Source organism: Mesobacillus sp. MER 48, assembly GCF_023714225.1.
Lineage (GTDB): Bacteria > Bacillota > Bacilli > Bacillales > Cytobacillaceae > Mesobacillus > Mesobacillus oceanisediminis_A.
Genome location: NZ_JAMAUR010000006.1, coordinates 1 through 17025, shown reverse-complemented (window position 1 = coordinate 17025; position 17025 = coordinate 1). Strand labels below are relative to the sequence as shown.

Below are 17025 nucleotides of genomic sequence, written 5' to 3'. Positions count from 1 at the left end.
GCGATGACTGCAATTGGACAGAATATCAAAGTGTGCCGTGAACGAGCCGGAGTTTCCCAGGAGGAGCTCGCTTTAAAAATCAGGGTAGGTACCCAAACAATCCAAAGATACGAAAGCGGCGAGCAAACACCTAACTCTCAGACGATTTTGAAGATTTCTACAGCCCTTGATGTCCCAGCATCTGTGCTCATGGGAGACATTTATTACGCTGCACCGCCAGAACTAGGACAAAAACCAACCAGTTTATTAAAAGAAACGTGAGCAGGCTAAGATGAATGCCTGCTTATTTTTTTCTTGCCAAAAACTTTAGACAATAAGGTATATGATTCTGCCAAACTGGCTATCCTAATCACATAAGGCTTTCTAGTATTCCCCCCTTTTTAATGGATACCAGTAATGGTGTCCATCTTTTTTTGTTTTCCGGGCAATTTTTTGTGTGAACTTTCGATTCGCGGGGAAAATAAAGAACATACCTATCTCAATTCGTTCATAATGTCAGGAGTGAAAGCCGATGGAATTCGCCAGGAATAAGACAGTAAGAGGAATCGATCTTTATTATGAGCACTATCATAACCCTGACGCTAAAGAAAGCCTGGTTCTGCTCCATGGTTTTCTTTCTTCCTCTTTCAGCTTCAGGCATTTGATCCCGCTGCTGAAAGAAGATTATAACGTCATATCCGTCGACCTTCCTCCTTTTGGAAAAAGCGGCAAGCTATCGAGTTTTAAATATTCCTATGAGAACCTGGCCGCGACAGTAGTGGAGTTGATGAAATCCTTAGGAATCCATGAGTTCAATGTCGTTGGCCACTCAATGGGCGGACAAATCGCCATGAATATCCTGCTGCATCATCCAGATCATGCGAAAAAGGGGATCCTTCTCTGCAGTTCAGGTTATTTAAAAAAGGCGAGTCTGCCACTGGTCCTGTCCAGCTACATTCCTTATTTCCACCTTTATGTAAAGTTCCATCTGGCCCGCTCGGGAGTGAAGCAAAACCTGCAGAACGTCGTCTATGATCATTCGATGATCAATGATGAAATGCTGTATGGGTATCTTACGCCTTTTCTGGAAGATGATATATTCAAAGCGTTGACGATGATGATCAGGCACCGTGAAGGAGATCTTTCTGCCGAAGAACTGAGAAAAATAGAAGCTCCATGCCTGCTCATATGGGGGGAGCATGATAAAGTGGTTCCGGTGCGAATCGGCAGGAAACTGAACAAGGATCTGAAGCATTCCGAGCTTTTCATCTTAAAGGAGACCGGCCACCTTGTCCCCGAGGAGCGGCCTGAGGATGTGCATCAGCTTATCAATCGATTCATTGCTGTAGAGGAAATAGTTGAAGAAGCAACAGCAAACGGCAGCCGCTGATGGCTGCCGTTTTGTTCGTGGCTCTTATAAAGAGCATACATCTTCATTCTTGATGGCAAGTAAAGTGTTTGCGATTGCCAGGCATTGATCATATGGCAGGACCTGTTCGAAAGAAAACTCGAAAACAGACTGAATCCTTCCGGCGATTTTATTCGCTTCGTTATAATCATGAACAGCCTGGAGAATGTCAGCAATTTCCGGATCAAACTGGCCTTCTCCGACTTTGAATGGATCCCATTTGTTCAAAACATCTATTAATTTATAGCTAAGTTCTCTCGATTCCAATCCAATCACCTGATTATTTTTTAAAAATATTTTATCATAAGTTTAGTGTCAGATAAATTTTCAGGAAAAAGGCGGTGCGTACATATGGAAAATAAAGTTTTTGATAAGGTAATCGACCGGAACAATACGCATTCAGTAAAATGGGATGCTGTCGGAAAAGTGTTTGGCATAGACGATGTCCTGCCAATGTGGGTTGCAGATATGGATTTCCACCCTCCCCAGGCGGTCACCGATGCTTTAAAAAACCGGATTGACCACGGAATATTCGGATATACTTTTGTCCCGATGTCTGTGACAGAGACAATCCAGGACTGGATGAAAAAGCGCCATGACTGTGAATTCAAGAAATCATCCATCCTTTTCAGCGAAGGCGTCGTCCCTTCGATCAGCACGGCGATCCGCGCTTATACGGAAAAAGGTGATAAGGTGCTCGTTCACTCCCCTGTGTACACACCATTTTTCAACATGGTTAAAAATAACGACCGCACCCTGGTTACTTCGAATTTATTGGTTGAAAACGGACGCTTTGAATTGGACTTTGCCGACTTTGAAGCCAAGCTGCAGGATGGCGTGAAACTTTTTATCCTCTGCAACCCGCATAATCCTGGTGGAAGGGTATGGACGAAGGATGAACTGGAGAAAATCGGTGACCTGTGCGTAAAGCATGATGTTCTGATTGTTTCCGATGAAATCCATTCAGATTTGGTGTTCAAGCCAAATGTCCATATTCCCATCGCTTCGATCAAGGAAGAATTCAGGGAGATTACGACTACATTCATCGCGCCAAGCAAAACCTTCAACCTTGCCGGGCTTCAGGCATCTGCAGTCCTGATACCGAACAAGGAGCTGAAGGCAAAGTTCAAGGAATTACAGGAGCAGCAGGGCTTTTTCACATTGAACACCTTTGGGATCGCAGGAATGGAAGCGGCCTACCGGTACGGAGAAGAATGGCTTGAGCAGCTGCTTGTCTACCTTGATGAGAATATGAAAATCACGACTGACTTTATTGCTGAACATCTGCCAGCACTCAAACCAATGAAGGCCGATGCCACTTACCTTCTCTGGATCGACTGCCGCGAGCTTGGTTTGAGCGACGAGGAAATCAAAAATCAGCTTTTGGAGAAAGGAAAACTGGGCCTGGAACCAGGAACGAAATATGGCGAAGGCGGTGAAGGCTTCGTCCGGATGAACCTCGCCTGTCCGCGGGAAACCTTATATGAAGGACTCGAAAGATTGAAGAAGGCATTCAGTTAGATTTTTAGGCACGATATAAGCAATGGAGCCACCTATATCAGGCTGGCTCCATTTTTATGCGCTCACTTCAAGCGCTTCATAATATGGCTGGAGGGAATAGTGGATGATGGTGTCCATGAAAGGATGAAGCTTTGACGGTATCAGCGTCCGGGCAAAATCCCAGGCATTCATCTCAATCTGAAGGGCAATCCCCTTTTTCGAAACATCATTAGTGGTTCCATCCATCTTCTGAATCAATTCTGCAAGTTCACGGTCCTCAGCATGTCCGATCTCATGCGCGAAAACAACGGCAAGATAATTTTCATACTGGTCCAAAGAGGAAAAAAGCTGCAGGCACTGCGCCTTGATCTCTTCAATATATAAAGTAATCGTATGACTGCCAAAGTTATATTTCCCGCCCGCAAACCGGTCTCCTGGGAAAAAATCCTCAAGTTCAACTTTCACACTGCTGCCAGATTGGACAAGAATTCGTTCAACAATCTTCTCTATCTGTAAGTTCTTCAATTTATACCCCTACTCTTGATTTTTAGAATATAAATTGTATTATAACGTTTTAGTAAAATAATGAAAAGATGAGTTTTACCCCAATTTTTAATGAGTTAAACCTTTTCGAAACAAGATAATTGCCTTTTTTTCGTGAAAATAGTTAATAATCCCGCGAAGTCGGCGCTTAATTCCGCGAAAAACAGACTGAATTCCGCGAACTGGAAATTTCACTCGATTTTTACCAATTTTTCACCCGCAAAAAAGAACAGCCATTGAATCAGCTGTTCTCATTTGTATCATTCATTCGCTTCATGACTGCCCGCTCGTGTTCCTTTGCTTTCTGGGCTTCTTTCTTCGATACTTTGATGATGAATCGCATCGTCAGGATGGCCCCGATCAGGAAAACGAGTGAAGTGATTGCGGCGGGAATGTATTCTGTTTTATCTTCCGGAAAATATAAAAACAATGAGATGACAAACCACTTACTCATTCTCATCTTCCTTTCATCAGCTCTCCAAACATTATAGCAAGGTTTGGTGTTTCGTCCAACCGCAAACAATTGCCTACTTCAGTACATTGATTTTTTCGATTACAACGTCTTTTTCCGGCTTGTCCCCGGCACCTGTTGGGACAGAAGCGATCTTGTCAACGACATCCATGCCTTCGATTACCTGGCCGAAAACCGTATGTTTGCCGTCCAGATGTGGGGTACCTCCATTTTCATACATCTTAAGTACCTCTTCTGGATAGCCTGCTTCCTTCATTTGTTCCGGTAAGCTTGGATCCAACTCTTTATTCTGGACGATGAAAAATTGGCTTCCGTTCGTGTTTGCACCTGCATTTGCCATTGACAATGCACCGCGGATATTAAAAAGTTCTCTTGAAAACTCGTCTTCGAATGGATCTCCATAAATGCTCTCACCGCCAGCTCCAGTTCCTTCAGGATCCCCGCCCTGAATCATGAACCCATCTATAACGCGGTGGAATGTAACTCCTTCATAGTAACCCTCTTCACTATGCTTGATAAAGTTTTCAACTGCTTTTGGCGCCTGCTCAGGGAAAAGCTTGATTTTGATTTTCCCCATCGAGGTGACCATTTCAACAAGCCGCTCATTTTCCTGGACTTCTGCATTCGCTTGAGGGTAGTCGAGATTTTCATCGGCTGCTTGTCCGCCATTCGTCGTTTCTTCCTTCTGCTTGTCTGCTTCTTGCTTCTCACCCGCCGTGCCGCAGCCAGCAAGAACCAGCATCATCACAAAGAGTACTGCCATTATTTTTTTAGTCATTATATGTATCCCTCCTATAGACACTTTATACGATTGCAAAATGTTTTGCATCTTTGATTTTTGCTATAATGAAAGAAATCCAAGATTCCGAAAGGGGCATCTTTATGGCTGAATTGAATATTGGCGATCAGGTAACCGCCATTTATAAAACCGGTAAGTATATTGGTGAAATCACGGAACGGCGCCCGCAGCATTATCTTGTCCGAGTTTTGGCTGTTGCAAAACACCCAATGCAGGGCGACCTTCACAATCCCAAGGATGCAGCGGTAGGTTTTTTCCACGAAAGGAAGGCACTTTCCTTCCGCGAACAAGCAAATATCCCGGAAAAAATGGTCAAGCCGTTCGAGGGTGAAATTCCGGATTATCTAGAGTCTCTAAAAGAAGCGACAGGCAAGCTCCGTTCTGAGCTCGAAGGCGATGATTCCGCCTGGGCACAGCAAAGCCTGAGAAACCTGGACTCCCTTGAGAAGGATTATTTTAAAAACCAGTGATAACGCCAAAAGCCAGATTGTTTATTCCAATCTGGCTTTTTTATGCGAATTTATTGAGCAACTTGGAAAAATCGACCATGTCCCCGATTGTTGCGGGTTCAGGCTTCTGAAGATATTGTTTGTCTTTCTCTACGAGCTTGTAAATATGGTAGGTCGTCAGCGCATCATCCAGGGCGCGGTGATGTTTCCCGGTCCCTTCCCTTCCATATTCCTGCACTGCCTTCCAAAGACCCGTCTGATTCTGGTCGCCAAAGAAACGCTTATACTCCATTGAAAGATCAATTTGCTTCCCAGGCAACGGAAAAGCGACCGAAGCCTGCTGACAGTTTTGCTGCAGCACCTTCATGTCCATATTCCCCCAGGTCACGACCTGGCAATTTTTGTTCCCGCCAAGCAATTTCAGCTTTTCAGCCAAATCCTTGAAGGTAATTCCAGAGTTCACCTGTTCCTGGGAAATATTCAGGAATGAACGGCAGCGTTCTGTCAAAATCGGAAACCGCATTGGTTTTACATAAGATGAAAATTGTTCTACCACCTTATTGTTCTCCACCAGGACTGCCCCAGCTTCGATGATTTCCTGGTAAAATCCCCGTCTTTTGCTGTTCCTGTCAGGCATCGTGAACTCAAAATCAATAAATAATGTTGTCCTTTCCTTTTCGCTCATGCTTCCCCAACTTTCTGAAAAGCCAGTAGTTGTATGTAACCATTATATGCTTTTCGCTGCATTATTTTTTCTATTATAGCACGTTTCTTTGTAAATTTTTTAATTTTCTGCATTTTAAGCTTGTCATTTTTAAGAAGTAAATAATTTCATCCCAGGTTCCGATATTATGAGGAGTAACAGGAAAACATTCTGAAGGAAGAAAGGAAGCACCGTGCGCATTTTCACAGGCTATCTAATGATATTTCTTTTGGTTCCCGCTTTCATGGCGGTGGTCATGTTAACTTATACAGAAGCAGGCAAGGCTGTCAGCTTCAACAAAACATTGGATGAAGAGATTGACCTGGCGGAGACCAAGCTTTCCGAAACGAGTTTCATCCTTGCAGGAAACGGCGAGGTCATAACGGAGATTTACCGGCCGATGAACCGGAGTTATGCAAAGGGAAATGAAATACCAGATTTTATAAAAGATGTGTTCATAGTTTCTGAGGACCGGAATTTTGAAAAACATCCAGGTTTTGACCTGCCGGCAATTGGCCGCGCTCTCGCCATCAACATGCAGGCAGATGGAATTCAGCAGGGTGCAAGCACAATTACCCAGCAGCTGGCCAGGAACCAGTATTTGAACCATCATGAATCGTACAACCGGAAACTGAGCGAGGTTTTATATGCATACCAGCTGGAGAGGACTTTTTCAAAAAAAGAGATTCTCGAACAATATTTGAATGCGATTTACTTTCATAATAATGCGTATGGCATCAAGGCTGCCGCTGATTTCTATTTTAAGAAAGTGCCGGCGGAGCTATCAGAAAGTGAGCAGGCATTTCTTGCCGCGATTCCAAATAACCCAACATATTATAATCCTCTAAAGCATTTCAAACAGACAAAAGAGCGGCAGGAACGGCTGATCGACCAGCTTGCGCAATTCGAAAAAATTACGGCGGAAAAAGCAGAGGAGCTGAAAAAGGAGCCTATTAAGCTGAAGGTCGATTCCCGTAAAAATCTCTATCCTGATTATTCTTCATACGCGCTTTTCGAAATGAGGGAATTGATTGCCCAACAGGAGAACATACAGGATCCGGAGGAGTTAAGCCTGAAGATTGAAGATTTGCTTCGCTCAGGTGTGAGCATCCACACCAGCCTTGATATTGATAGGCAGACACAGGCAGTCCAGGCACTCTCGGCTCATTTGCCGGATGCATCGGTCCAGGCTGCCGCAGCCGTTATAAACCATGAGAACGGCAGGATCGTTGCCCTGGCGGGAGGAAAAAAATATCAAAGCGGCGATTTCAATCGGGCATTCCAGGCGTTCCGCCAGCCGGGTTCGGCCATCAAACCGCTCCTTGTGTATGCACCCTATTTTGAAAGATTTGATGTGAACACCGATTCTAAAATCAATGGGGGCTCTCTTTGCATAAAGGGGTATTGCCCAAAAAACTATGGAGGTTCAACCTATGGGATGGTTTCGCTTGAAAAAGCATTCACCCATTCGTACAACACCCCTGCCATAAGGGTTTTGCAGCAAGTAGGCATTGACGAAGCGTTCAGTGACCTGCAGCCTTTCAAATTTAAAAATGTAACAAACCAGGATCATGTACTCGCAGCGGCAGTAGGAGGATTCACGACTGGGGTAAGTCCGCTTGAGCTGACATCTGCTTATACGGTATTCAGCAACAAAGGAATTTTTCTGAATCCAAGGGCCATCGTTAAAGTAACCAATCAGGCAGGCGAAGTTCTTTATAAATGGGATGAGCAACCTGTTCAGGTATGGAATCCAAGCACCATCGAAAAAGTTCGGACGCTCATGAAAAAGACTGTTTCCTCGGGAACAGCCAGAAAAGCTGCAGGTGCAGGACCAGAAGCTGGCGGGAAGACGGGGACGACAAATGATTACCATGATTTCTGGTTTGTCGGATTCAATGGTCCATTTACCGCAGGCGTGTGGGTCGGCAAAGACCAGCCGCAAAGCATGGAGGCCATCAACAATCAGTCCCCGCACCTTTTGATCTGGCGTGATATCATGAAAAAATAAACCGGGCCTCAGCCCGGTTTTTTCATATAAAAAATACCGACCAAATGAATGGTTCGGCACTTAAATCGGCAAGCTTGCAAGCAGGCTGTTATATACTTTTACCGCCAGGTACACTACACCAAGCACGAGGGTGCTCCAAAGGATGGTCTGAAAGAAGACGGTTCCGATCAATCCTGCCATTGTGAGTTTGGGACTGATTTTGTAGACAAAATAAATGAAATAAATCATCGTGGCTAAAAAGAATATGGCTCCGATCCCGATGAAACTGAAGAAGCTGACAAGCGCTGCAATCCCGCCTGCAAAATAAATGACGGCTCCTTTGCGGATGAATTTCAGGCTTTCTCCCTCGTAATCTACGGAAAACAATAACAGGCTAACCTCATTAATCGTATCGGCAATCAGCTTCAGGGCAGCGAATACCATAAAAAAAACGACCATCAGCAAGGCGAGCAATGACAGCTTGATGCCTGTATCCGAAAAGAATTCCATCATACCATCATAAATCCCGGCATTTTTCAGGACTGCCAGCAGCTCTATTTCCGTACGGACAGAAAGAGCCAGGCTGAACATCAGGATGGACATCAAAGGAAAGTAACTTGTAAAATAGGCATTTTTCATGATGTTTTTTCACTCATTCCTTTCATAATCATTATGAAAGAAATGGCGAAAGCTGGCAATAAAAACAAAAAGAAAAAAGCCCCAAAAAGGAACTTTTATTTTTTTGAAACCTTTTCGCTTTTCATCCGTATGAACAGGTTGGAGTTATTGCGGCACAATCCGGACGTATTCTCTTGAACCGAATGGAATATATTCAGCTGTTTCAACCTCGTCCATATCTGATTGCTGGACATTCAGCACTCCAGGTCCTTTATTTGACAACTCTTTGTTGTCCCTTTGCTCGAGTAACATGAACCCCGTAAACAAACTCAGGAATATCCCAACACATACAATCAGCTTTCGGGCCATGGCTTATCCCCCCTATTCACTGTTAGTATGCAGAAAGAATCAGGATTTTATTCAGCATTCGACAAGAAGTGCCAGTGAATTAAACTTCCCAAAGCTGTCTTGAAAGGAAGCATATTCAGGGATGTACCAGGCCGCGTGCTGGTGCTGGATTCAGAAAACATTGATTTATCAAGGCCGTTGACATGCATCCCCACCTTTTTTACGATATAATTTTTACAACAGTGAGTTAGGGGCATGAAGTTGGGTTAAATGGCAAAAAATATAATGTTAAGCCATGAATTTGGAATTAAATAAGGAGGTATTATCATTTGTCTTTACTACACCTTGCAGTTTTATCACCGCTTTTACTCGCGATCTTAATTCCATTTATACATAAGTATTTCAAGAGTATCCATACAGGCTGGTTCCTGCTGCCGCTGCCGGCCGTGCTGTTTGCATACTTCCTGAAGTTCATTGGTACCACTGGCCATGGCGGCACAGCCATGGAAACGGTGCCCTGGATTTCATCCCTTGGGATTGATTTCACGTTAAAAGTTGACGGCCTTGGGCTGTTATTCGCCCTGTTGATCACCGGAATCGGCGCTCTGGTTGTTCTGTATTCGATTTATTATCTGTCACCAGACAAGGAAAAGTTGAATACCTTCTATGTCTACTTGCTTTTATTCATGGGCGCCATGCTCGGCGTCGTTTTGTCGGACAACCTGATCGTCCTTTATACATTCTGGGAGCTGACCAGTTTTTCATCATTCCTGCTGATCGGGTACTGGAACGATCGTGAACGCTCACGCTACGGTGCGCAGAAATCGATGCTAATCACAGTTTTCGGGGGACTATCAATGCTCGGGGGCATCCTGATGCTCTACATCATCACAGGGACCTTCAGCATTTCCGAAACGATTCAAATGTCCAATCAAGTCATGAACCATCCTTTATTCACCGTTACCTTGATTCTATTTTTGCTCGGTGCTTTTACAAAATCAGCGCAGTTCCCGTTCCACATCTGGCTGCCTGATGCCATGGAGGCTCCTACTCCTGTCAGTGCGTATCTGCACTCAGCGACGATGGTCAAGGCCGGCATCTATCTTGTTGCCCGCATGACACCTGTTTTTGCCCATTCAGGCACATGGGTATGGCTCGTCGCCGGAATCGGTGTGCTCACATTGTTCTGGGGTTCTTTTTCTGCAGTAAAACAGACTGATTTAAAAGCAATTCTCGCATTCTCAACTGTCAGCCAGCTCGGTATGATTATGTCGCTTCTTGGAGCTGGTGCCGCTGCACTTCATTATGGCACGATCAAGGATGGCTATTTTATCGTGGCGGTCACTGCCGCTGTCTTCCATCTGATCAATCACGCCACGTTCAAAGGGAGCCTTTTCATGGTAACAGGAATTATCGACCATGAAACTGGGACAAGGGATATCCGCAAGCTTGGCGGTTTGATGAACTTCATGCCAATCACATTCACGCTTGCCATTATCGGAACCTTCTCCATGGCAGGAATTCCTCCATTCAATGGATTCCTGAGTAAGGAAATGTTCTTTACAGGGATGCTGCGAGTGGCGGAAATGGATATTTTCAATATGGATACTTGGGGCATCCTGTTCCCGGTGATTGCCTGGACCGCAAGTGTTTTCACATTCCTTTACAGCATGATATATGTATTCAAAACCTTCACTGGCAAGTATCAGCCTGAAAAGTTGGAAAAGAAACCGCATGAAGCACCTATCGGCATGCTGATTTCTCCGGTTATTCTTGCATCACTTGTGATCATTTTCGGTATTTTTCCGAATGTACTGTCTCATAACATCATTTCGCCAGCCATGGGAGCCATCCTCCCTTCATTGCTTGAAAATGGCGAGGGATTCGATGTTCATATTTCACACTGGCACGGACCGACAGCTGAATTGTTCATGACGATCGGTGTCATCGCGATCGGAATTCTGCTTTATAAATTCTTGCCAAAATGGACAGGCGTTTATCGCATATTCCCTGAGCGCCTGGCACTTAATCATTTATATGACCGAGGACTGGAAACCATCCAGCTGGTATCTAAAAATATCACAAAGTCTTATATGACGGGGTTCATCCGGTCATATCTAGTGTATATTTTCTCATTCTTCATTTTGATCCTGGCTTCGACTCTTTTCTATAAAAATGCATTTAAGATGGATCTCAGCAATATTGCCCCAGTCCACATTACTGAAGTCATACTGGTGCTGATCATTGCTGTATCATCGATTATGATTTTATTTGCCAAATCAAGATTGACTTCAATTATCCTGCTCGGTGCTGTCGGGTATACAGTCGCTCTATTCTTCGTCATTTTCCGGGCGCCTGACCTCGCACTGACACAACTAGTGATCGAAACGGTTTCTGTAGCGCTGTTCCTGCTCGCGTTTTATCACTTGCCTCAGATCAGAAGGAACGAAGAGCGAATCCGCTTTAGGGCTACGAACGCTGTAATTTCAATTGGCGTCGGAGCAATCGTGACGATGATTGCCCTATCTGCCCACAGCAATAAAATGTTTGGGTCGATTGCGGATTATTATATTGAGAATACCTATAAAAAAGCTGGCGGCGAAAACATGGTCAACGTCATCCTTGTTGATTTCCGCGGCTTTGACACAATGTTTGAAATTACCGTACTTGGCATCGCTGCCCTCGGGATTTTCGCGATGATCAAGCTGCGCATGACTAGGGGGAAAGAATTGGATGAAAACAAATGATATAATCCTCCAGACTGTCACGAAGTTAACCTTGTTTGTCATCATCCTGTTTTCTATCCACCTGTTCTTTGCAGGCCATTACCATCCGGGTGGAGGATTCGTTGGCGGGTTAATGACATCCGGGGCAATCGTCCTCCTGCTGCTGGCTTTTGATATAAAGACGGTCAAGGCAATCTTGCCTGTCGATTATATTAAACTGATCGCGGTCGGACTGATCTTTGCAATCGGAACTGGAGCAGGAGGTTTATTTTTCAATAAGCCATTCCTGACGCATGCCTATACTTATGTTTATTTGCCGCTCCTCGGCAAAACATCTCTGCATACGGCGGTATTGTTTGATACCGGAGTTTTCCTTGTCGTCATTGGTGTGACAATGACCATTATTCAAACGATTGGAGAGAGCGAATAATGGAAATCTTAATGGCATTTCTAATTGGAATCTTATTTATGACAGCCACCTACCTGATGCTTTCGAAAAGCCTGCTCAGGATTATTATTGGTACGGGCCTGTTAAGCCATGGAGCCCATTTGTTGATTTTAACAATGGGAGGTTTGAAGAGGGGGACAGTCCCTTTGCTGGGTGAACATGCCGAATCCTACGTTGACCCGCTGCCACAGGCGCTGATTTTGACTGCGATCGTCATCAGCTTTGGTGTGACGGCATTTTTCCTGGTGCTGGCCTATCGTGCTTATCAGGAGCTTGGAACGGATAATATGGATCGCTTGAGAGGAAAGGAAGGACATGAATAATCTAATCATCTTACCCATCTTAATTCCTCTGATAACAGGGGTTATACTCATATTTTTCTCAAAAAATATCATGGCCCAGCGCTGGATATCTGCAATAAGCGCGGTAATCACTGTTATTGCAGCCTCCATGCTGGCAAACCATGTATATAGAGATGGCATCCAGACAATGGACCTCAGTAACTGGGAAGCACCTTACGGGATTACGCTCGTATCGGATATGCTTTCCTCCCTGCTTGTATTGACGACGAGCATCATCGCTCTTGCCGCTTTATTCTATTCCTTTAAATCTATTGGGGAAGCGCGCGAAAAATTTTATTATTATGCGGTTGTCAACTTTCTGCTGGTAGGTGTAAACGGTGCCTTTACAACAGGGGATATATTCAACTTGTTTGTATTTTTCGAAGTAATGCTAATGTCTTCGTATGTGCTGCTGGTATTGGGCGGGACGAAAATCCAGCTTCGCGAATCGATAAAATACATACTTGTTAACGTCATTTCATCAGCACTGTTCGTCATCGCAGTCGCTTATTTGTACTCAGTAGTAGGGACATTGAATATGGCACATATCTCGGTGAGGATCAGCGAACTTGGAGACATGGGCATCATTACGGTCATTGCTGTATTGTTCCTGATTGTATTTGGCCTGAAGGGAGCGATTTTCCCGCTTTATTTCTGGCTTCCAGGATCTTATTCTGCACCCCCTGCACCAGTAATGGCCTTGTTTGGAGCATTGCTGACTAAGGTCGGTGTCTACTCGATCACAAGGACTTACACGCTGTTCTTTTACCATGATGCCGGCTATACGCATCAATTGCTCCAGATTCTTTCCATCCTGACGATCATCGTCGGTGCTATCGGAGCAATTGCATATTCGGACATCAAGAAAATCATCATTTATAACATTATCGTGGCAGTCGGGGTTATTCTTTTCGGGGTCTCTGTACTGACCCCAGAATCTCTAACAGGCTCCGTGTTTTACCTGATCCATGACATGAACATCAAAGCCGCGCTCTTCTTGTTGATTGGAATCATCATTGCAATTACAGGGACGAGTGACCTGAATAAGATTAGCGGTCTGATCAATGGATATCCCGCTTTAGGATGGACCTTCTTCATCGCTGCGCTGGCACTCGCAGGAATACCGCCGCTCAGCGGATTTGCAGGTAAAATCATGCTGATCCGATCCGGCTTCGAGAATGAAAGCTATCTTGGTGCGTTCGTTGTCCTGATGTCTAGTTTACTGGTCCTGTTTTCCGTCATGAAAATATTTATCCGAGGCTTCTGGGGAACACCTCGAGCTTATAAGAATGAGGAAAAAGCTCCAGTGAAATGGCTGCTCATCGCACCGGCCGTCCTGACCGCGTTCGCTGTCCTGTACGGCTTCGGAACTGAAGCAATTTATCCGGTCATATCCAATGCAGCAGAAACGCTGGCGAATCCGGAAATCTATATCAATGCTGTTTTAAAGGAGTGATGAGATGGCTTTTCAAATCTTGCTGAATTTCATTCTGGCCTTTGTGTGGATGTTCCTTAAAACATCCTACTCCCCGGCTTCGTTTTTCGTCGGGTATTTCTTCGGCCTGCTCATCATTTATATTTTCCGCCGCTTCTTCACTTCCCGTTTTTATTTGTTGAGGGTAGTGGCAGTAGTAGAACTGATCTACATTTTTACGAGGGAATTAATCCTTTCAAATATCGATGTCCTAAAGGCAGTTCTAAGGCCCAAGCTCAATATCAAGCCCGGAATCTTCGCATTCCCGACAGAATTGAAGCAAGACTGGGAGATTACAATGCTCGCAAACTTGATAACCTTGACCCCTGGAACACTTGTCGTCGATATCTCTGATGATAATAAGATTCTGTATGTACATGCGATGGACATCAGTGATGCGGACGAAGCGATTCAGAGCATCAAAAATACGTTCGAAAAGGCAATTATGGAGGTGAGCCGATAATGTTCGATACCGTCATGTGGATTTCAGTTACCTTCATATCACTTGCGATGATAGGCCTGATTTACCGTGTTATCAAGGGGCCGACAGTGGCTGACCGGGTAGTTGCCCTGGACGCGATCGGCATCAGTCTGGTTTCTGTGGTTGCTTTAGTGTCAATCCTTCTCGATACGAGTGCATTTCTCGATATCATCCTGCTGATAGGGATCCTGGCATTCATCGGAACAGTCGCCTTTTCAAAGTTTCTTGAGAAGGGAGTAATCATGGAATATGACAGAAATGGAGATCGTTAAGTTTTTTGCAGGCTTATTCATCCTGATCGGCGCATTCCTCAGCCTTGTGACGGCATTCGGGCTTATCAGGCTGCCGGATGTTTATACGAGGAACCACGCGGCATCAAAAAGTGCCACGATGGGGGTAATGCTTGTATTGCTTGGAACCTTCCTTTATTTTTGGCTAATTGAAGATCATTTTAATTCCCGATTATTGTTGGGAATTGGCTTCATCTTCCTTACATCCCCTGTTGCCGGGCATCTGATTTCAAGAGCAGCATATAACAGCGGGGTAAAACTGTCGGACCGTACTGTGCAGGACGACCTTGCAAAGGCACGGAAAGAGATCGCTGAAAATCAATCCAAATAACGATATGAAAGGCCATCAGGTACATCCCCCTGATGGCCTTTTTTTGTACATGGAAAATTCAAAGTTTATCCATACCAACCTCAGAAGCACCGGAGTATAGTTAAGATGATAAGTCAGTCTGACAGAATGGAGGGAGAAAAATGGAGGATGAAAAAATTGCAATCGTCGGCGGCGGAATCAGCGGATTATGCACAGCCATTGCCCTGCAGAAAAATGGAATCCATGCAGAAGTTTATGAAAAAGCAAAAAAGGTCAACGAACCGGATACAGGAATTATTTTAAGCGGTAATGCAATAAGGGCCTTTTACATCATGGGTTTGGGATCCCAATTACGGAATAACGGACTTGAATCGGATGCCTGTCTGCTGAAATCCGACTTTGGGAACAACATTGCAAATTTTCATTACCAGCCTCCCACCCCTATACCAAATTACTTGTTCATCCAACGATCTGTCCTTCAAAAGATATTATTGGATGCACTCCTCCCAGGTTCTCTTCATTTAGAAAAGCATGTAACTGATTTTACAGATGATGAAGCTGTTACATTATTTTTTAAAGATGGCACCAGCGCAGAATCAGACTATCTGATTGCCTGTGACGGTGCTTCATCTTCCGTCCGCTCTAAGATGTTTCCAAACAGCTCACTTACCTACACAGGTTTTTCCTGCTGGCGAGGCATCATCGAATACGCACCATTCAAAGTCACTGCCTATACTGAAACCTGGGGAGCCAGAGGAAGATTCGGCATCGCTCCTTTACGAGACCAGCAAATCTTTTGGTATGCCTTAAAAAAATCGCCAGAAGCCAGCAGCCTGCGCGAATGGACTCCAATCGACTTATTGTTCAACTTTTTCTACTATCATGATCCAATCCAGGAAATACTGGAAAACACCCCAAACAACCAGATTATTTACGACGATTTGTATGAACTGAACCCCTTAACACCCCTGCAATCCGGAAATATTCTATTACTCGGCGATGCAGCTCACGCCTCAATGCCCAACATAGGCCAGGGAGCTTCACAGGCAATTGAAGATGCAGTATACCTGGCAAAATGGATCAGTAAAGAAGACTCGGTGTTAAATGCTTTTAAAAAATACACTCAGCACAGACAAGAACGGATTAAGCTGATTAAAGATGAAATGAAAATCTACGGGTTGGCCTCACAAATCGATTTCCCGATTCTCAGCTCCATTCGAAATAAACTGCTTCAAATGACACCAGCCTCCTTCCACAATGAGAAGCTGCGGCGAATCATTGAAATCGAGGAGGATATGGAAACAATGTGATTGACACTGTGCAGGTTTCAGGGGCGGACAATCTATTGGTATCAGGCAGGAGTAGGGAGCACTAGCCTGATACATGACCAGATTCCTGCTGAAAGCTGCGAAAAGCAGCCTTCGTTTTTGACAGATTATTGTCGTTTCTCTTCATACCTGTCAAAAATACGATGGTTTCTTGACAGCTTTTCGGCTTATACCTTCAGACTTGTCAAAATAATGATGGTTTCTTGACAGCTTTTCGGCTTCTACCTCCGGACCTGTCAAAATAACGTTGCTTTCTTGACAACTTTTCGGCTTCTACTCACAGACCTGTCAAAATAACGTTGCTTTCTTGACTGCTTTTCGGCTTGTACCTTAAGACCTGTCAAAATAATGATGCTTTCTTGACAGCTTTTCGGCTTCTACCCCTGGACCTGTCAAAATAACGACGCTTTCTTGACAACTTTTCGGCTTGTACCTTAAGACCTGTCAAAATAACGACGCTTTCTTGACAGCTTTTCGGCTTCTATCTTCAGACCTGTCAAAATAATGACGCTTTCTTGACAACTTTTCGACTTCTACCTACAGACCTGTCAAAATAACGATGCTTTCTTGACAACTTTTCGACTTCTACCTCCGGACCTGTCAAAATAACGTTGCTTTCTTGACAGCTTTTGCCCTTCTATCTTCAGAACTGTCAAAATAACGATGTTTTCTTGACAGCTTTTCCAGTTTTTAGAAATGCTAATTTAATTATGTACAAAAATGATTACGTAAGAATGTACAGTTTTGTGTCATGCATTCATACTTTACCTGAGGTGGAGAGAATGCATGTACAACTAGAAGTGACTACAGATATAGAG

The 17025-nt window shown here is 44.3% G+C and carries 20 protein-coding genes; 13 read left to right on the top strand and 7 right to left on the bottom strand.

Annotation, left to right across the window (positions count from 1 at the left end):
• Positions 1-3: 3 nt before the first annotated feature.
• Together M3593_RS18240 and M3593_RS18235 are read left to right on the top strand one after the other, a co-directional pair.
• On the top strand, positions 4-261 hold the full coding sequence (locus M3593_RS18240; RefSeq protein WP_144478608.1) for a helix-turn-helix domain-containing protein: 258 nt from the start codon (positions 4-6) through the stop codon (positions 259-261).
• A 250-nt stretch (positions 262-511) separates the two neighbouring features.
• Positions 512-1369: an alpha/beta fold hydrolase gene (locus M3593_RS18235; protein WP_144478606.1), complete on the top strand. Its 858-nt coding sequence runs from the start codon at positions 512-514 to the stop codon at positions 1367-1369.
• 24 nt (positions 1370-1393) lie between these two features.
• Here the strand turns inward: M3593_RS18235 and M3593_RS18230 are convergent, their stop codons facing one another.
• Complete coding sequence (locus M3593_RS18230) at positions 1394-1654, bottom strand: DUF1871 family protein (protein WP_144478604.1); 261 nt, start codon at positions 1652-1654, stop codon at positions 1394-1396.
• A gap of 84 nt (positions 1655-1738) precedes the next feature.
• Between M3593_RS18230 and M3593_RS18225 the strand changes: the two genes are divergently transcribed.
• Positions 1739-2908 carry a MalY/PatB family protein gene (locus tag M3593_RS18225; RefSeq protein ID WP_144478602.1) on the top strand — a complete coding sequence of 390 codons (1170 nt, stop codon included), beginning with the start codon at positions 1739-1741 and terminating at the stop codon, positions 2906-2908.
• A 54-nt stretch (positions 2909-2962) separates the two neighbouring features.
• Here M3593_RS18225 and M3593_RS18220 read toward each other — a convergent pair whose 3' ends face one another.
• From M3593_RS18220 to M3593_RS18210, 3 genes are all read right to left on the bottom strand, one after another.
• Positions 2963-3412 (bottom strand): hypothetical protein, encoded by a 450-nt coding sequence (locus M3593_RS18220; RefSeq protein ID WP_144478600.1) that lies wholly within the window; start codon positions 3410-3412, stop codon positions 2963-2965.
• A 259-nt stretch (positions 3413-3671) separates the two neighbouring features.
• The gene (locus M3593_RS18215; protein WP_144478598.1) at positions 3672-3884 is read right to left on the bottom strand and encodes a hypothetical protein; all 213 of its coding nucleotides are present in this window, start codon (positions 3882-3884) and stop codon (positions 3672-3674) included.
• Positions 3885-3957: 73 nt separating this feature from the next.
• Positions 3958-4680: a peptidylprolyl isomerase gene (locus tag M3593_RS18210; RefSeq protein ID WP_144478596.1), complete on the bottom strand. Its 723-nt coding sequence runs from the start codon at positions 4678-4680 to the stop codon at positions 3958-3960.
• Between the two features lie 104 nt (positions 4681-4784).
• Between M3593_RS18210 and kapB the strand changes: the two genes are divergently transcribed.
• The gene (gene kapB, locus M3593_RS18205; protein WP_144478594.1) at positions 4785-5171 is read left to right on the top strand and encodes a kinase-associated lipoprotein KapB; all 387 of its coding nucleotides are present in this window, start codon (positions 4785-4787) and stop codon (positions 5169-5171) included.
• 40 nt (positions 5172-5211) lie between these two features.
• On the opposite strand, the gene kapD is transcribed toward kapB, so the two are convergent.
• The gene (gene kapD / locus M3593_RS18200; protein WP_144478592.1) at positions 5212-5835 is read right to left on the bottom strand and encodes a 3'-5' exonuclease KapD; all 624 of its coding nucleotides are present in this window, start codon (positions 5833-5835) and stop codon (positions 5212-5214) included.
• 274 nt (positions 5836-6109) lie between these two features.
• Here kapD and M3593_RS18195 point away from each other — a divergent pair, with 274 nt between their 5' ends.
• Positions 6110-7864 (top strand): transglycosylase domain-containing protein, encoded by a 1755-nt coding sequence (locus tag M3593_RS18195; RefSeq protein ID WP_251544933.1) that lies wholly within the window; start codon positions 6110-6112, stop codon positions 7862-7864.
• A 60-nt stretch (positions 7865-7924) separates the two neighbouring features.
• Here M3593_RS18195 and M3593_RS18190 read toward each other — a convergent pair whose 3' ends face one another.
• The gene (locus tag M3593_RS18190) at positions 7925-8482 is read right to left on the bottom strand and encodes a DUF5366 family protein (RefSeq protein WP_251544934.1); all 558 of its coding nucleotides are present in this window, start codon (positions 8480-8482) and stop codon (positions 7925-7927) included.
• Between the two features lie 144 nt (positions 8483-8626).
• Complete coding sequence (locus M3593_RS18185; RefSeq protein WP_144478586.1) at positions 8627-8830, bottom strand: hypothetical protein; 204 nt, start codon at positions 8828-8830, stop codon at positions 8627-8629.
• A gap of 308 nt (positions 8831-9138) precedes the next feature.
• Between M3593_RS18185 and M3593_RS18180 the strand changes: the two genes are divergently transcribed.
• From M3593_RS18180 to M3593_RS18145, 8 genes are all read left to right on the top strand, one after another.
• Positions 9139-11556 (top strand): Na+/H+ antiporter subunit A, encoded by a 2418-nt coding sequence (locus M3593_RS18180; RefSeq protein ID WP_251544935.1) that lies wholly within the window; start codon positions 9139-9141, stop codon positions 11554-11556.
• Positions 11543-11965 (top strand): Na(+)/H(+) antiporter subunit B, encoded by a 423-nt coding sequence (locus M3593_RS18175; protein ID WP_144478582.1) that lies wholly within the window; start codon positions 11543-11545, stop codon positions 11963-11965. The genes M3593_RS18180 and M3593_RS18175 overlap by 14 nt, the downstream gene beginning before the upstream one ends.
• Positions 11965-12306 carry a Na(+)/H(+) antiporter subunit C gene (locus M3593_RS18170; RefSeq protein ID WP_144478580.1) on the top strand — a complete coding sequence of 114 codons (342 nt, stop codon included), beginning with the start codon at positions 11965-11967 and terminating at the stop codon, positions 12304-12306. Before M3593_RS18175 ends, M3593_RS18170 begins: the two co-directional genes overlap by 1 nt.
• Positions 12299-13780 carry a Na+/H+ antiporter subunit D gene (locus tag M3593_RS18165; RefSeq protein ID WP_251544936.1) on the top strand — a complete coding sequence of 494 codons (1482 nt, stop codon included), beginning with the start codon at positions 12299-12301 and terminating at the stop codon, positions 13778-13780. The genes M3593_RS18170 and M3593_RS18165 overlap by 8 nt, the downstream gene beginning before the upstream one ends.
• Before the next feature lie 4 nt (positions 13781-13784).
• Entirely contained in the window at positions 13785-14261 is a 477-nt protein-coding gene (locus M3593_RS18160) for a Na+/H+ antiporter subunit E (protein WP_144478576.1), read from the top strand.
• Positions 14261-14551 (top strand): Na(+)/H(+) antiporter subunit F1, encoded by a 291-nt coding sequence (locus M3593_RS18155; protein WP_144478574.1) that lies wholly within the window; start codon positions 14261-14263, stop codon positions 14549-14551. The genes M3593_RS18160 and M3593_RS18155 overlap by 1 nt, the downstream gene beginning before the upstream one ends.
• Positions 14529-14900 carry a monovalent cation/H(+) antiporter subunit G gene (gene mnhG / locus M3593_RS18150; protein WP_144478572.1) on the top strand — a complete coding sequence of 124 codons (372 nt, stop codon included), beginning with the start codon at positions 14529-14531 and terminating at the stop codon, positions 14898-14900. The genes M3593_RS18155 and mnhG overlap by 23 nt, the downstream gene beginning before the upstream one ends.
• A 140-nt stretch (positions 14901-15040) precedes the next feature.
• The gene (locus tag M3593_RS18145) at positions 15041-16189 is read left to right on the top strand and encodes an FAD-dependent monooxygenase (RefSeq protein ID WP_144478570.1); all 1149 of its coding nucleotides are present in this window, start codon (positions 15041-15043) and stop codon (positions 16187-16189) included.
• Positions 16190-17025: the final 836 nt, after the last annotated feature.